The organism is Cupriavidus sp. FW306-01-F10A, assembly GCF_058782785.1.
In genome coordinates, this window is the sequence record NZ_JBYSYA010000007.1 from 230,003 (window position 1) to 245,869 (window position 15,867).

Sequence of the window (15,867 nt, forward strand, 5' to 3'; positions counted from 1 at the left end):
TCAGTTCGTCTTTGCGTTGGCATGTCGATCCAGTAGCGCCTTCACCGCTGGATCCATGAGAATGCCTTTTTCGCGCTGACGCGCCAGCTTGTCGAGTTCGATCTCTCCGGGAACAATAACAGGCTTGCCAGGCTCCGCGGGTGCGCTACCGTGAAGGATCGCCGCAAAGTCTTGCATGCGGGCAGCCAGCCATTGGGCCGATCCCAGTCGCCGGGTATCAACCAGGATAAAGAAATGGCCCAGGTTCTGGGGCTGGTCGGGTGCATCGACCCACGACTTGACGTGAGTCAGGTACGCCGCATCCGACAGCAGTCCTGCGAAAAGATCGACCATCAGTGCCAGCCCATAGCCCTTGTGCCCGCCAATCGGCAGCAGGAAGCCATCGAGGGCAGCCTTGGGATCGGTGGTCCGTCGTCCTTGCGCGTCGGTGGCCCATGAATCCGGGATGGATTGTCCTGCCTTGAGCGCATTGCGAATCTTGGCGCGTGCGGCCACGCTCATGGCCATGTCCAGCAGGAAGTGGCGGCCGTCATGCCCCGGTACGCCGAAACCCAGCGGGCTGTTGCCCAGGCGGGCGTCGCTTCCACCCCATGGCGCGATGGTCGTCGTGGCGTTGCTGCCAATCATGCTGGCGAATCCTGCTTCCGCCGCAATGTAGCTGTACGGTGAAACTGGCCCGAAATGATTGCTGCCCCGGACGAAGGCCATGCCGATGCCGAATTCTTCGGCGACTTCCATGGCGGCGCGCAGCGCCTTCATGCCAGCGAGCGGGCCGACTGCGTTGCCACCATCGACCTTCACCAGCGCCGGCGCGGCGCGCTCAACTGTAATGGTGGGGCGTGCCGAGATACCGCCGGACTGGAGCCGTTCGCCATAGGATTCAATGCGAGACAGTCCATGGGTGCTGAGCCCGAAGAGATCTGCAAGTACCAGGATGTCAATGACATCGATGGCGTCCCCTTCGGTCAGGCCCAGGCCCTGGAACGCGCGCACTCCGAGCTGGCGGAGTTCGGCTTCGGATACAGTGATTCGATCTTGTTGCATGCTGGCTATTCTCGGAAGACTTAGTTTGCCTGGATTCCCGCGCTGCGGATGACGATGCCCCAGCGTTGTTGCTCGGAACGAATGAATGACGCAAATTCGGCGCTGCCCGCGCCGACAGGCGTGCTTGCGTCCTCGGCAAGTCGTTGTCGCACCAGCGGGGTGGCCAGGGCCTTGACTGCCTCGGCATGCAGGCGGCTGACCACCGGCGTGGGCGTGCGCGCTGGCGCCATCAGCCCAAACCATTGCGAGCTTTCAAATCCCGGGTAGCCTTCCTCGGCAATGGTGGGAACGTTGGGAATCGGCGCGAGGCGCTGTGACGATCCAACGGCGAGTATGCGCAGCTTGCCCGCCTTGGCGTGTTGCAGGATCCCCGCCAGGCCCGCCGATGCGGCGTCGATGTTTCCGGCGAGCAAGTCGGAAATCTGGGCGCCGGTGCCCTTATATGGCACGTGCACAAGATCGATATGCGCAGTCTGCTTGAGCATCTCGAAAGCAACGTTGCCAGCGCTTCCGTTGCCCGCCGATCCGTAGGTCATGGCACCAGGCTTCGCCTTGGCCTGGGCGATGAATGCCTTGATGGAATCGCTATGGACGGTAGGCCCCACCGCGAACACCATCGGCACTTTCGCCAGCAAAGTCACCGGCGTGAAGTCCTTCAGAGGATCGTAGGGAAGCTTGCGCATCATGGCGGGATTGACGGCAAGCGTGCCAACGTGGCCGAGAACCAGTGTGTATCCGTCAGGCGCTGCGCGTGCGGTCTCCTGCATGGCGATGACACCCTGGCCGCCGCCCTTGTTGTCCACCACGATCTGTTGGCCCAGATTCTTCGACATCTCTGCCGCGATGACGCGGGCAATGGCGTCCGAGCTTCCGCCGGGCCCATACGGGACAATCAGCCGGATCGGCCTGGCGGGTGTCCAGGTCTGCGCCTGTGCGGGAATCAGTGCAGTGGCTAGCGGGATCGCGAGGGCGGCTAGGGCGTTACGGCGCGACATGCGCCGTAACGGCTCTTGTACTTTGTTGGGCATTGTGTCTCCTGCTTGGTCAGGACAGTGTTTCGTTCCATCCATAGGGCGAATGATCACGCTGACCGGATTCCAGTGTAAAGTGCAAAGATCACAAGTATTCTTGCGTAAGACACATGAATTTCGATTTGGCGGACTTGCGAGCGTTCCTGGCCGTAGCCGATCTGGGCAGCTTCAAGGCGGCATCCGATGCGATGTTCCTGTCGCAGTCGGCACTGTCGCGTCGCGTCGATAAACTGGAAGAAGCGCTTGGCGTCGCGCTGTTCACGCGGACCACCCGGAAAGTCGAATTGACTACCCTGGGCCGCATGTTTGTGCACAAGGCGCGAAACGTCATCAACGAGCTGGAAGAGGCCATGCTCGGCATCCAGAGCGTTGCCGATCGGCTGTCGGGCGAGGTGACGCTTGCATGCGTACCGTCTGCGGTCGGGCATTTCCTGCCCTCTGTCGTGGGGCCGTATCACGAGCGCTATCCGGGGATACGGATCCGCATCATTGACGAGTCTTCCGGGGATGTCCTTCTCGCGGTCACGCGCGGCGATGCGGATTTCGGCCTGACCTATATCGGGACGCAGGAGCCTGACATCGATTTCTGCCCCTTGATTGAAGAGGCGTTCGTTGTCGCCTGTCGCAAGGGGCATCCGCTGGCGACGCGAAGAAGCGTCAAATGGAAAGACCTTGAAGGCTTTGACTACATTACGCTCGCGCAAGGCAGCGGCAACCGCTTCCTGATCGACCAGGCCCTTGCGCGGCTGCCGGTAAGACCGCGATGGTACTGCGAGGTAAATCATGTTCCCGCCTTGGTAAGCCTGGTCCAGGCCGACCTGGGAATCGGTGTTGTGCCTCGAATGGCTTTGCCGCCGAAGTCCAGCAGTGGTCTGCTTGCGATCCCGCTGACTGACCCAGTGATAACTCGAACGTTGGGATTGATCTCGCGACGAGGACGCCCGTTGGCGCCGGCCGCTCAGTTTCTCTTTGACATGCTTATCCGAAGAGGAACAGCGAAACCCTAGGCGCGTGGCACGAAGTTACTGCCGTGTCAGTGACCACCGGTGTCAGAGCACCCATGGTCACTCGGGAAGGAAGCGATGATCGACTGAGAATGGCTGACCCCAGGCTCGTCGCCGCAATAAAACCGGCCCGCTGGCACTTAGCACAGCCATCACCCTTGAGGACCATATCCTCGAGATCACGAATGACATCCTGCGCGTCAGCGCCGGCCTTCAATCCTTCCTGACCTTGCTGGACCTGGAGTGCGACACCACGACCCGAGGCGTCGGTCTGGATGCCCTGGTCCCGCCGCTCAGCAATTGGACGAGAGCGCCAGCCGTCTGCAGGCGCTGGTCTGACCGGAGTGGCAGCTCTGCAAAGCAAACGGCGCGAAGGCCACAGTATGTTGACCGAACGGCAACAATTGCTCCTGCGTCAGTACGAGGGCATGCGGAAGTATCACGAACGCATCCGCGCCATGCGAGGCATGCAGATTCACAGACGCGTCGAATCACGCGTGATTGACCCGATCGCACCAGGCGGGCCGGAAGCCGCGAAGCTGCCGGCCCGCTTCATATTTCGACGCTGGGTAGGCCTCAGGCGGCCCGGCGAACCTCCGCCGCCACCCCGGCCAGCATGAGGTCGAGGTTCTGCACTGCCGCCCCCGAAGCACCCTTGCCGAGGTTGTCGAACACCGCCGCCAACAGCACCTGCCCGTGCTCGCGGTTGGCGAACACGCCCAGGCGCAGGTCGTTGGTGCCGTTCAGTGCCTGCGGGTCGAGGTGAGTGGCGGCGGCCGATTCGGCTAGCGGCATCACCTCGACATGGCGGGCGCCGGCGTAGTGGTCGAGCAGGCAGGCGTGCAGCCTGCCGACGTCCGTGCCCGATGCCAGCAGGTCCAACTCCAGCGCCACCGTCAGTACGATACCTTGCCGGAAGGCGCCGTAGGCCGGCACGAAGGCGGGACGACGTGCCAGGCTCGCGTGCTGCTGGATTTCAGGCGTGTGCTTGTGCGCCAGGTCCAGGCCATAGACCTGGAAGGGCAGAGCCCGGGTGGCCTCCGGTCCCTCGTAGGTATCGACGGCGGTGCGGCCGCCACCCGAATAGCCCGACACCGCGTGGATGGCGATGGGGTAGTCGTGCGGCAGCAGGCCGCCCTCCGCCAAGGGGCGCAACAGGCCGATCGCCCCGGTGGGATAGCAGCCCGGGTTGCTGACGCGCAGCGCGCCCGCGATGCGCTGCGCCTGGCCGGCGGTCATCTCGGGAAAGCCGTAGGTCCAGCCAGGCCGCGTGCGGTGTGCCGAGCTGGCGTCGATCACACGCACCGCAGGGTTGACGATGGACGTCACCGCCTCGCGTGCGGCGGAGTCCGGCAGGCACAGGATGGCGATGTCGCAGCCGTTGATGGCGTCGGCGCGGGCGCGCGCATCCTTGCGCTGGCCGGCGGGCAGTTTCAACAGGCGCAGATCGTCGCGTCCGCGCAGGCGTTCGTGGATCTGCAGGCCGGTGGTGCCCTGGTCGCCGTCGATGAAAACAAGAGGGTAGCGCATGGGATGGATCCTTGGCAGTGGCGTGAAAGTGGCGGCCCCGGCCGGTTCAGCATCAGCTCTGCGTTGGTGCGGCCGGTACAGGAAGCGCCATCTTGCGCCACCGGATAGAATCGAAGAAGTTGAATTTCATGACGATGAAATTCACGTTTCCTGAACGATATTCCTCGTCAGCAGATACGCCCTTAACCGGAGTGCCGCCCCATGCGCGAGATCAGCCTGGACCGCCTGCGTACCCTCGTCGCCATCGCCGATCTGGGTTCCTTCGCCGAAGCCGCGCGCGCGTTGCACCTGGCTCCGCCCACCGTCAGCCTTCACATTGCCGAGCTGGAAGCCCGTGTCGGTGCGCAACTGCTGACGCGCAGGCGCGGCGAGGTGCGTCCGTCGTCCATTGGCGAGACCCTGGTCGATCGCGCCCGCCGCCTGCTGGCCGATGCCGACCTTGCGCTGGACGACGTGCAGCGTCAGGTGCAGGGGTTGACCGGCCGCGTGCGCCTCGGCGCCTCGACCGGGGCCATCGCCCACCTGCTGCCGCAGGCGCTGGCCATGCTGGCGGAGCGGCATCCCGACATCGACGTGCAGGTGGCCGTGCTTACCTCGGAGGAGACGCTGGCGCGGCTGGCCGCCGGCACGCTGGAGATCGGTCTGGTGGCACTGCCACAGGCGCGCGTGGCGGGGCTGACCATCCGCCCTTGGCGGCGCGATCCGGTACGGGCTTTCCTGCCAGCGAGCTGGCCCTGCCCGGCGCGCATCACGCCGGCCTGGCTGGCAACGCGCCCGCTGATCCTCAATGACGGCACCACGCGCCTGTCGCGCCTGACCGCCGAGTGGTTCGCCAGCGGTGGCCACAGGCCAGCGCCGCGGATTCAGCTCAACTACAACGACGCCATCAAGAGCCTGGTGGCGGCCGGCTATGGTGCGGCCCTGCTGCCACACGAGGTCACCACGCCGGCGCCGGATGCGCGCATAGTGATGCGGCCGCTGCGGCCGGCGTTGTGGCGGCGACTGGGGTTGGCGCACAGCGGGGAGCGGGTAGAACGCGCCACGGAATACGTACTGGAGGCCCTGTGGGCGCTGCGGGCGGGGTAGTGCCGTTGGCCACACGTCGGCCGGCGGCTGTGCGCGGCGCCGCCACGCGTTGATCGCGTCCTCGATTGCATTGATGGAGACATTTGCCGCGCCTGTCTGCATGTTGCGGTCATGGGCCCCTCACTGGTGAGCGCCCCAGGATCAGCGCCCATGGGGCTGCTAGCGACGGGCGGCATAAGCGCCGTGCTGTTTCGGACTAGAATCCTCTGAGGAGGTGTCAGTCATGTCAGCTATCAAGCGCATCGATCCGGGCCATTCCGCCCATCAGGCCGCGCCGCACAGGACCCCCCGCTACCCTGCGGAGCACGTCACGCTGACGGCTGGCTCCAGGAAGAGGCTACGCCCCAGTGTGCCGCATCGAAAGGTCGGGCGCGGCAAGGTCGGTGTCGGCGGCAAGTAGGGACCTGCAGCGGCTGGTCGGCTTCGCGCCCGGCGGCTCGGTCGATGGGCCGGCCGGTCCCGTACAGGCACTCGATCACTTCTTCACGATCGAAGTACGCGCCGGCGCGTGACGTTCAGTTCGTTGCCATAGTCTGTGTCGGCATCAGCGATCACCGGTACCACTACCGACTGCGCGATGACGCGTGAACAAGCTGGGCGCGGGGCAGATCACGCACGATGTGTCGTCGGCGCCGGAGGGTTAGCGTCATTCTTGAACTCGCGTGCACCCTCATCGCACGCCGGCGCGGAGCAGAGTTTGCAGCGACTTGAGCGCTATTGGGTTCGCAGGCTTGTGTTTACAGCGCGAGCGTCTACCGTGAAAGGCGATCCCACAGGAAAGGAGACAGCAATGAAAAAGCTAGCTTTCCTCGCCGCCCTTTCGCTAACCGCCGTTGCGGCGTGGGCGCAGGGCGGTCGCTACGGTTCGCCTCCAACACCGGGGACTGACACTGGCAGGCGCGCGGAGCCAACTGAGCAGGCCGCCAGCAGTGCCTCCGGCGAGAGTGCCAAGAAAGGCAAGAGCGAAGCGCACGGCAAGGTTGACCGCAGTAAGGGGCGTGCCGGCGGCCAAGGCGCTTCCGCCGCGGCAACGCGTGGCCATCCTGCGTCGGCGCCCGAGAGCCAGCCGTGAGCTGGCCACCGCGAGTTCTTGTTCCCCAATAGGGATTGCACAGCCCTTGACTGGGTGATCCTGCCCGCGGGCAGGCGATGCTAAGTATCGTGCCCGGTCAGATCGCGGATGCGGGGGTAGACGTCGGTGCACCAGCGAGGCCCGCAGAACAGATCATAGTGGCCGCACTGGCGGGCCGTGAGGTGCCGCTTGTCGCATGCGGCGATGCCTCGGCACAGATCGTGCGCGGCCTGCGTCTGGCCCCGGCCGGAAATCTCATCCTGTTCGCCCTCGATGGTCAGCAGTGCGGTGGTACGGATGTCCTGTGGCCGCACTGCCTCGCCGCGCACCTGCCAGCTGCCGCGCGCCAACTGAAATTCCTGGAACACGAGCTGGATGGTGTCCAGGTAAAACTCGGCCGCCATGTCGAGCACCGCGTGGTAGGCATCGCAGGCACGCCGGTGCTCCTTGGCACGCACGGGGTCGCAGCGAACGAGATCCAGGCAATAGTCCCAATAAGCCTCCCCCAGACGTTCTGGCTGTGCCGCCGCCAAGCCGGCAAGTTGCAGAAAGCTTGGGCACACCTTGCGTCCGGCACCCGGGTAGGGCTGCGGTACCGCATAGATCAGGTTACGCTGAAACCACGCGAGAGAGTGGCGCGCGGCCAGACGTCCGAGTGCAGTCGGGCTGCGGCGTGCATCGACCGGGCCGCCCACCAGGATGAGGCTCCTGGGTGTCGGCTCACCCGCGCTCGCCAACAGCGAAACCGCAGCCAGCGCTGGCACGGTGGCCTGACAGATGGCCAGCACGTGTAGCGGTTCCGCCCTGATCCGACGGATAAATGCCTGCAGGTGGGCCACCTGGTCATCGAGATGGAACGGTCCTTCGGCCACCGGCACGCGACGCGCATCGTTCCAATCCGTCACATACACGACATGCTCGGGCACCAAGGCCTGCACGACTTCACGCAGCATGACGGCATGATGGCCCGCCAGCGGCGCACAGACCAGCACCGCTGGCATCGATGCGGTGCAAGGGTCAAGCGCGCCCATGTCGGGTGCGAAGCGCAGCAGCCGGCAAAACGGCCCTTCCACAATGACCTGCTCAGCCACCGCGATGACGTGGCCGTCGCGCCGGATGGCGGTGATGATGCCAAACGACGGCTTCTCGCAGGTCCTGCCGAGCCGGTAGAGCATCTCATAGCCAGCAGCAAAGCCCGATGCGCCCGGGAGATATGCGAAGGGGCTGGCCGGATCGATGAACGCATTTGCTGCGCTCGCCGCCCATGCGGTGAATGGCGTGAGCAGCGCGCGCTGATACTCGACGAGCTGGTACAGCATGAAGACTCCCGTAGGAACGCGCACACGATTCGGCTGGCAATGACATCCGCGCTGTGTTGCTCACGGCGATGGGCATGCTGCCGGGGTCGATGTGCCTCTCCATGGCAACAGGTGTCACCGCGGGGGGAACGTGCAGTCATAAACACGGGCCAGGATTTCACTATATGTCGGACAGGCCTTGCTGCAACGCCAAACATCAAGCGCCGCGCCGCTGGCGGGGCCCGCTTGCTTGCGACCCCATACCGGTCTTCCGCATCCTGTTACGTGAACGGCCGGAATTCGATGGTTCACCGCCGATCCGGTAGGACGTGACCAGCCATCCCACCGCCGCCATCACACCGGACGCAACGCCTCAAGCATGATGTCAGCCAGGCGCTGCGATACCTCGGACGCGGGTCCCGGCGCGCGCAGGAGCATCAGGGGCATCTTGCCGAGCGGCGGCAATCCTTCGGCAGCCCCAAGTTGCCGCAGCGATGCCGGCAAGCCGTAGGGCGTGCGGACCACCAACCCAAGTCCGGCTGCCGCGGCGGCCCACAGGCCACCAAGGTTGGGGCTGGTGAACGAGACGCGCCAGGGGATTCCGGCGCGGTCCAATGCCGCCGTGGCGGCATCGTGGAAATGGCAGGGCCGGTCGAACGCCGCCAGCGGTATCGGCTGGCCGGGCTCGATGTGCCACGGCAGCGCAGCCGGTCCGACCCAGCACATCGGCGGTTCGCCGACCACGGCGATATCGGCGCCGGGCTCTCTTGCCGTCCGAGCGCCATCCGCGCCGCCCCAGACCAGCGCGAGATCCAGCGTCCGCGCCTGGATGCGGGCGAACAAATCGTGATTGCGCGCCACCATGGCTTCGACCCGGACCTTCGGATGCGCTCGCGCAAACCGCCCCAACACCTCCGGCAGCATTGCCTCGCCGAACTCTTCCTGCAGTCCCAATCGCACGCCGCCGGACAGGTCCACCCCTTTCACGGCCGCGGCAGCTTCGTCGTTCAGGGCAACGATTCTGCGCGCGTAGCCAAGCAGCAGACTCCCCGTCTCGGTAAGTTCCAGGGTCCGGCCGGCCTTGCGAAACAGCGGCGTGCCTGCCATGTCCTCGAGCTTGTGAATCTGCGCACTGACGGCCGAAGTGGAGCGCCCGACCTGCTCCGCAGCGCGCGCGAAGCTGCCCAGGTCGATGCCGGCGATCAAGCTGCGCAGCGCGGCAATATCAAGATTCGACGTCATGGCAATCGTGCGGAAAAACGAAACAATTGGTCCCAAACTTTCTGATTTTCAAGACGAATATTGGTTGCAATACTGACGCCCTGTCAACAGCCTTATCGGAGGGCCGTCGTGGCCGAGTCCGTCTGTTTTGCCCGCCCTGGTGGCAATTCCCTCGCGGCTTCCGCTGCTTCGCATCGCTGGAAAGTGTTGGGCGTCGGCGTTGCCGCGAACGCCAGCTTCATCGCTGCCGCCAACGGGTTGCCCGCCACCGCGGTGTGGCTGCGCAGCGCCTATCAGATCGACAACGGGGGGCTTGGCCTGCTGCTTGGTGCGTTGGGCATCGGCGCCGCGTTGTCCGAACTGCCGTGGGGCGCAGCGGCCGACCGGTGGGGCGACCGTCGCGTCCTGCTGTACGGGCTCGGCGCCACCGCTCTCATACTGGCGGTGATGGCACTGTTCCTGGCCCCAAGGCCGGATCGCGTGCCGCCGTTGCCGGTGGCGATGGCCTGCATGGCGCTGCTGGGACTGGCGGGCGGCAGCGTCAACGGGGCCAGCGGGCGGGCGGTGATGCGATGGTTCGCCGACGGCGAGCGCGGCCTGGCGATGAGTATCCGCCAGACCGCGGTGCCCCTCGGCGGCGGGCTAGGGGCGCTCGTGTTGCCGTGGCTGGCCTTTGCCATGGGCTTTCGCTGGGTGTACGCAGTCCTGGCCGCGTTCTGCCTTGCCTCTGCCTGGCTGACCTGGCGATGGCTGCACGAACCCGCGCATCTCGATGCCCCCGCGTCGGCACGGCGCCATGCGCACGACAATGCCAGCCCGTTGCGCAGCCTGCGGGTCTGGCGCATTGCGGTGGCCATCGGTATCCTGTGCGCGCCCCAGTTCGCGGTCTTGAGCTTCGCCTCGGTGTTCCTGCACGATGCGGCCCATGTGGGTGTGTCGGGCATCGCCGCCACCCTTTGCGCTGTGCAGCTCGGCGCGATGGCGATGCGGATCTGGAGCGGCCGCCGTACCGATCGGCGTGGCAACCGCCGTGCATGGCTGCGCCAATGCACGCTGATCGCCGCGCTGATGTTCGTGCCGCTGGCCCTCTGCGCGGCGGTCGGGCAGGGTGTTCCGGCGACGCTGACCATGGCCGCGGTCGTGCTGGCTGGCATCGCGGTTTCGGCCTGGCATGGGGTTGCCTACACCGAACTGGCGACGCAGGCGGGCGCGGAGCGGGCGGGTACGGCCCTCGGACTGGCCAATACGCTGGTCTTCGCCGCGTACTTCGCTGCCCCTGCGGCGATCCCGCCACTGCTCGATCGCGGCGGCTGGGCCGGCGTCTGGCTCCTGGCCGGGGCCTGCGCGGCGACGGCGTGGCCGCTTTTTCCCCGGGCTGGCGATGGTCCCGGCAACTGACCGACGTTTCCGGTCACTGCTTCGACCGGCGAGCAGCTTCCCATTAATAGGCATGCGCAGGGTTCTGAAAAGGAGAACCACTGCGACGGGATTCCGGAACTCGCCGTATCAGGTCACGAGGCGCTCAATGGCGACTTTCGCGCTGAATCCTGTAAAGCTCACGCCTGGGTCCCACCATTTCAGGCGATGACCTTCTACACTGCGGCAGGCTGCTCGCGCAGGCGACGGGCTTCGTCGCGCAGGAACTGCTGGTAATCGTCCAGATCGCCGTCGAAGGGCTCGACGCCGCCCTTGGTGACCAGCCAGAACTCATCGCATACGGCGCGCAGCAGGGCCCGGTCGTGACTGACCAGCATCACTGTGCCTTCGAATTCGTTGAGCGCCATGCCTAGCGCTTCGCGGGTGGCCAGGTCGAGGTGGTTGGTAGGCTCGTCGAGCAGCAGCAGGTTGGGACGCTGCCACACGATCATGCACAACACGAGCCGCGCCTTCTCGCCGCCGCTCATCGTGCTAACCGCCTGATGGACCATGTCGCCACTGAAGTTGAAGGTGCCGAGGAAGGTGCGAAGGGATTGTTCGGTGCCACTCTGGCCGGGAGCGCGCATGTGCGCCGGCGTGTCCTTGGCAAGGCGGATCATGTGTTCCATCGGCGTGTCGAGCGGGCGCAGCACGTCGAGTTCCTGCTGTGCGAAGTAGCCGATATTCAGGCCTTTGCCTTCGCTGATTTCGCCGGCAATCGGTGCCAGCGCGTGCGCCACCGTCTTCACCAGCGTGGACTTTCCTTGGCCGTTGGCACCGAGAATGCCGATGCGCTGCCCGGCCAGCACGGAACGGTTGATGCCCCGCACGATGATCGTGGGCGGCGTGCCCGGCAGTGCGCCGGTCGGCGCCGGGTAGCCGAAGCTCGCGTCCAGCATCGACAACAGCGGGTTCGGGACGTTGAGCGGCTCCTTGAACTCGAAGTTGAACTCTGCGTCGGCAAGTACCGGTGCGATCTTCTCCATGCGTTCGAGCGCCTTGACCCGGCTCTGCGCCTGCTTCGCCTTCGAGGCCTTGGCCTTGAAACGGTCGATGAACTTCTGCAGGTGGGCGATCTTGTCCGCCTGCCTGGCCAGCGCGGCCTGCTGCAATACGAGTTGCTCAGCGCGCATGTCTTCGAATTTGCTGTAGTTGCCGCCATAACGCACGAGCTTGGCGTTGTCGACGTGCACCGTCACCTGCGTCACCGCGTCGAGGAATTCGCGGTCGTGGCTGATCACTACCAGGGTTCCCTGATAGCGCTTGAGCCAGGCTTCCAGCCAGACCAGCGCGTCGAGGTCGAGGTGATTGGTCGGCTCGTCGAGCAGCAGCAGGTCGGACGGGCACATGAGCGCGCGCGCCAGTTGCAGTCGCATGCGCCAGCCGCCGGAGAAACTGTTGACCGGCTGACCAAGCTGCGCAGCACTGAAGCCAAGGCCGAGGATCAGCGCCTGGGCACGTGCGGGGGCATCGTGTGCACCGGCGTCGTGCAGGGCCATGTAGGCGTGCGCCATGCGCATGCCGTCGTCGCTGACCTCGGCGGCGGCTACTTCGGCCTGCGCGGCCAACAGCACGGTATCACCCTCGACTACGAAGTCGGTCGCGCTCTGCCCGGTCTCCGGCATCTCCTGCGCGACCTGGCCCATCTTCCATGCAGCGGGTATCGAGAACTCACCGCTGTCTTCGTGTAGCGTCCCGTTGAGAAGGCCGAAGAAGGATGACTTGCCGGCGCCATTGCGGCCGACAAGACCAATCTTTTCGCCGGGGTTGAAGGTGACGGACGCGCGGTCGAGTACGACATTGACGCCGCGACGCAGCGTGACATTACGGACGGAAATCATAGGGAGCTACTTCAGAGAGGATTCGCATGATAGCCGACCGGATGTGCAGCGCTGTAGTCTGATGCGTTGACGTTTGCGCTCATGGCTGAGATCCATCCTGTAGCGGGGGCATGGCCGCGGCGGAAGGTTTCCCCCGCGGAGGAGGCGATCATGCGATCAGCGCGTTGGCGACGATCGCTGCCGCCGCTACGCTGGACGTGCTGATGGCCAGCCAGCATCCCAGCAGGAGGGCGCCGTTGGCCACGCTTCGACCTGGAATCATCTTGTGTGCTCCGAGGGATGGGGGACTTCCAGCTTGGCGTTCGGCATACTGCTCTCTCCGATGAAATTTATTCAATGATTTTGAGTTCTCGTTGGGCGGCGCTTTGTTCGCTGTGTTGCATTGACGTGCCGTCTATGTGACGAACTATGTCGTATGAAAGTGCGGAGATAGCCAGCCAGAGTTGTAAACATTATTCAAAAAATTTGATTAATTCAGGACATGTAAGACCCTGGCTCCGGTGGGCGTTTGATGCCTGAAGCCGGCGCGCGTGGCGGCTCCGACAACTTGGAGGAGATTGAAAATGACCGCTGGCGGCGCGGCACCAGGCGAACCAATCAAGCCCGGTCGAGTTAGCATTCAGTACCTTGATCTTCGTCCGCCCTCCGACTTTCTCCCGACGCTACTCAGGCGCCATCTGCGGGTCGCGCGGCCCCATGGCGATGCCGTAAGATCCCGAGGGAGCCGGACACACCGGATCCTGGCGCCAACGAAACTCGACCTTCCCTTCCCGCGGGCCGCCACCACGCCGAGCACCTTTCTGACCTAGTCCAATGTGGAAGTTTCGACATGACCAGACTCTTCGCCGCAAGAGCAGCCTGCCTTGGCGAGTTGGGGGGGCAGGGAGAGAGCGGCACGCCCGCGGCAGGGCCTGCCACGCTCTGATGCTGCTTCTGCTTGCGGGACTCAGTGCCTGTGGGTCGCTTTCTCACAATGCTCCGCGCAATCTGCCTCAGGCCGCGGCTGGCAGCGCATCCGCGGCCATGCGCGAACCCACCGACGTCGCCGGCCCGACAACCGTCGCCATGTCGTTCTCTGGCGGTGGCACGCGAGCCGCAGCTTTCGCCTTCGGCGCGCTGCAGGGGCTCGACGCCATGAGAGGTCCCGGGGACGCGTCCCTGCTCGACGACGTCTCATTTATCAGCAGCGTGTCCGGAGGCTCCATCACCGCGGCGTACTACGGTCTGCACGGCAAGGCCAGCCTGGCGACCTTTCGATCCGTGCTCTTGAAGGACGGAGAGGCGGGGCTTCGCTTCAGTCTCCTGAATCCGGTCAACCTTGCGCGCCTCTTCGCGGGAGGCCTCAACAATCGGGAAGATCTCCAGACATGGCTCGATGAAGACGTGTTCAAGGGCGCGACGTTCGCCGACATGTTCCGCCGCGGCAAGCCGCTCGTCTGGATCAATGCCACGAACGTCTACTACCGGGTCGCGTTCCCGTTCAGCCAGCTGGCATTCGATGCGCTATGCAGTGATCTCGCGAGCTTTCCCGTTTCCGAGGCCGTCGCCGCATCCATGGCGGTCCCGCTCTTCTTCGCACCGATCGTCCTTCAAAAATATCCCGAGGCTTGCAGTACACCGCTGCCGAACCTTGACCACGCCCAGAGGCCCGGGCAATCGCTGCTGCTTGGCGCTTTGGCAACCGCCGTTCGCGGTCACCGGGACACTTCGAAGGGAAAGTACATCAAGCTGGTAGACGGCGGGGTGACCGACAACTACGGCCTGGCCACCATTTTGCAATCGCGCCTGCTGCTGGGCACGGCTTACGGTCCCATGAGCGAGAACGACGCGATCAATGTGCGGCGGCTACTCTTCATCGTTGTTGACGCCGGTCAGGGCCCGCGCGGCGATTGGAACCAAAGCCCGGGTGGCCCGTCCGGAATCGAAGTCGCAAGTGCGGCCATCGACGCGGGAATGGCGACCAGCGTTCGCATGACCTATGACGCCTTCGTTCCCATGATGCAGCGGTGGCGCGACGATCTCGTGGCGTACCGGTGTGGGCTGCCGCATTTCCGGCAGCAGGAGATCGCTGCACGCCGCCCAGGCTGGCGGTGCAATGAAGTCGAATTCTTCGTCACGCGGATCTCGTTTGAGGCCCTCGACAAGGAGCGAGCTGCAAGCCTGAACGATCTGCCGACCAGACTTCGACTGCCCGAGAAGGACGTCGATCGCCTGATCGAGGCGGGAAGGGATGCCATCCTTGGCAACCCGGTGATCCGTAAGTTCGAGCGCGAATCGACCGAGGCGCGATAGTCCCGCGGCACGCGGCGTGGGTGAGGCCGCGTTCTTGCTGCTCGGCCGCGGCGCTCTGGCGCAGGCATGTGTCCGGCATGGCGAGAATGCCCGATACTCCGTTCACGCCAGCCGTCCTCCGTGCACCGGCGCACCGCCCACCGACATGTCGGCGCACAGGATCGTCCCGGTGGTCGACTCGGTCATGAATAGCGTGGTGCCCTCGGTGCCGCCAAAGCACAGATTGGTCAGCGATGTGCCATCCGGGCTACGAATCACCTCCACAGGCTCGGCGCGATGATTGAGCACCCAGACATAACCAAGTCCGGGATTCGCCACCAGCAGATGGCCATCCGATCTCATTGCCAGACCGTCGGGGCCGCTCGGGCCGTAAGAGGTAAAGAACTGCCCGACCTTGCTGACCGAACCGTCGGCCTGCAACGGCACGCGCCATACGCTGTTGCCGCGGGTCATCGCGACGAACAGCACCTTCTCGTCGGGCGCGAGGACGACACCGTTCGGGCTCGGTGCGTTGTCCAGCAGGACGTCCAGCTTGCCGTCGGGCGTCAGCCGATAGACGCGGCCCGTCGGATCGTGCAAGCCGGTCTGGCCCTGGTCGGTGAAGTAGAGATTGCCCTGCGAATCGAAGGTCAGGTCGTTGACGCCCCGGAAGCGTTCCGAATTCCTGCGCTCGAGAAACGGGGTGACGGTTCCCGACTTTGCATCCAGACGCACCAGGCCGTTGCGATAGTCGGTGATCAGGAAATCACCGCGGGCCAGGCGCTTCATGCCATTCGGTTCACCGTCGTACTCGGCAACCAGCTCCCAGTCGCCCTGCATCGAAACACGGAAAATGCGGCCGTAGGGGATGTCCGTCACCCAGAGATGGCCATCGGCCCAGACCGGCCCCTCCAGGAATGAGTCGATCGTCGCCCCGCCGCGATTGGCATGCGCCCACGCGTTGTCTGGGTCGTGCCGACGGAACGGCTCCGGAAGCCGGGTGAGCACCTGTGCATCGCGTACGGCCGGTTGCTGAAGTAGGAACATCGCCGC

At 64.9% G+C, this 15,867-nt stretch carries 13 protein-coding genes; 6 read left to right on the forward strand and 7 right to left on the reverse strand.

Translation table 11 applies throughout. The features are described from left to right. Both AC3WLF_RS13225 and AC3WLF_RS13230 read right to left on the reverse strand, forming a co-directional pair. Complete coding sequence (locus tag AC3WLF_RS13225; protein ID WP_492318020.1) at positions 1-1,044, reverse strand: Ldh family oxidoreductase; 1,044 nt, start codon at positions 1,042-1,044, stop codon at positions 1-3. 20 nt (positions 1,045-1,064) lie between these two features. Further along, complete coding sequence (locus tag AC3WLF_RS13230) at positions 1,065-2,072, reverse strand: Bug family tripartite tricarboxylate transporter substrate binding protein (protein ID WP_492358348.1); 1,008 nt, start codon at positions 2,070-2,072, stop codon at positions 1,065-1,067. A gap of 113 nt (positions 2,073-2,185) precedes the next feature. Between AC3WLF_RS13230 and AC3WLF_RS13235 the strand changes: the two genes are divergently transcribed. Together AC3WLF_RS13235 and AC3WLF_RS13240 are read left to right on the forward strand one after the other, a co-directional pair. Beyond that, positions 2,186-3,082: a LysR family transcriptional regulator gene (locus AC3WLF_RS13235; RefSeq protein ID WP_492358349.1), complete on the forward strand. Its 897-nt coding sequence runs from the start codon at positions 2,186-2,188 to the stop codon at positions 3,080-3,082. Positions 3,083-3,272: 190 nt separating this feature from the next. After that, positions 3,273-3,584, forward strand: a complete 312-nt coding sequence (locus AC3WLF_RS13240; RefSeq protein ID WP_492358374.1) for a hypothetical protein — start codon at positions 3,273-3,275, stop codon at positions 3,582-3,584. A 71-nt stretch (positions 3,585-3,655) separates the two neighbouring features. Here AC3WLF_RS13240 and argC read toward each other — a convergent pair whose 3' ends face one another. Further along, entirely contained in the window at positions 3,656-4,609 is a 954-nt protein-coding gene (gene argC / locus AC3WLF_RS13245; RefSeq protein ID WP_492358350.1) for an N-acetyl-gamma-glutamyl-phosphate reductase, read from the reverse strand. Between the two features lie 201 nt (positions 4,610-4,810). Here argC and AC3WLF_RS13250 point away from each other — a divergent pair, with 201 nt between their 5' ends. Further along, positions 4,811-5,695: a LysR family transcriptional regulator gene (locus AC3WLF_RS13250; RefSeq protein ID WP_010812590.1), complete on the forward strand. Its 885-nt coding sequence runs from the start codon at positions 4,811-4,813 to the stop codon at positions 5,693-5,695. Positions 5,696-6,078: 383 nt separating this feature from the next. Next, entirely contained in the window at positions 6,079-6,207 is a 129-nt protein-coding gene (locus tag AC3WLF_RS13255; protein WP_492318015.1) for a hypothetical protein, read from the forward strand. A 640-nt stretch (positions 6,208-6,847) separates the two neighbouring features. Here AC3WLF_RS13255 and phaZ read toward each other — a convergent pair. After that, on the reverse strand, positions 6,848-8,086 hold the full coding sequence (phaZ, locus tag AC3WLF_RS13260; protein WP_492358351.1) for a polyhydroxyalkanoate depolymerase: 1,239 nt from the start codon (positions 8,084-8,086) through the stop codon (positions 6,848-6,850). Positions 8,087-8,419: 333 nt separating this feature from the next. Next, positions 8,420-9,307 carry a LysR substrate-binding domain-containing protein gene (locus AC3WLF_RS13265; protein WP_492318013.1) on the reverse strand — a complete coding sequence of 296 codons (888 nt, stop codon included), beginning with the start codon at positions 9,305-9,307 and terminating at the stop codon, positions 8,420-8,422. Positions 9,308-9,415: 108 nt separating this feature from the next. Here AC3WLF_RS13265 and AC3WLF_RS13270 point away from each other — a divergent pair, with 108 nt between their 5' ends. Beyond that, positions 9,416-10,684 (forward strand): MFS transporter, encoded by a 1,269-nt coding sequence (locus tag AC3WLF_RS13270; protein ID WP_492351501.1) that lies wholly within the window; start codon positions 9,416-9,418, stop codon positions 10,682-10,684. A 194-nt stretch (positions 10,685-10,878) separates the two neighbouring features. Here the strand turns inward: AC3WLF_RS13270 and AC3WLF_RS13275 are convergent, their stop codons facing one another. Further along, on the reverse strand, positions 10,879-12,543 hold the full coding sequence (locus tag AC3WLF_RS13275; RefSeq protein ID WP_492318011.1) for an ABC-F family ATP-binding cassette domain-containing protein: 1,665 nt from the start codon (positions 12,541-12,543) through the stop codon (positions 10,879-10,881). A gap of 1,023 nt (positions 12,544-13,566) precedes the next feature. On the opposite strand from AC3WLF_RS13275, the gene AC3WLF_RS13280 reads away from it, so the two are divergent. After that, a complete protein-coding gene (locus AC3WLF_RS13280; RefSeq protein ID WP_492358352.1) occupies positions 13,567-14,835 on the forward strand; it encodes a patatin-like phospholipase family protein in 1,269 nt (422 codons plus the stop codon). A gap of 102 nt (positions 14,836-14,937) precedes the next feature. On the opposite strand, the gene AC3WLF_RS13285 is transcribed toward AC3WLF_RS13280, so the two are convergent. Then, positions 14,938-15,861 (reverse strand): SMP-30/gluconolactonase/LRE family protein, encoded by a 924-nt coding sequence (locus AC3WLF_RS13285; RefSeq protein ID WP_492318009.1) that lies wholly within the window; start codon positions 15,859-15,861, stop codon positions 14,938-14,940. Positions 15,862-15,867 lie beyond the last annotated feature (6 nt).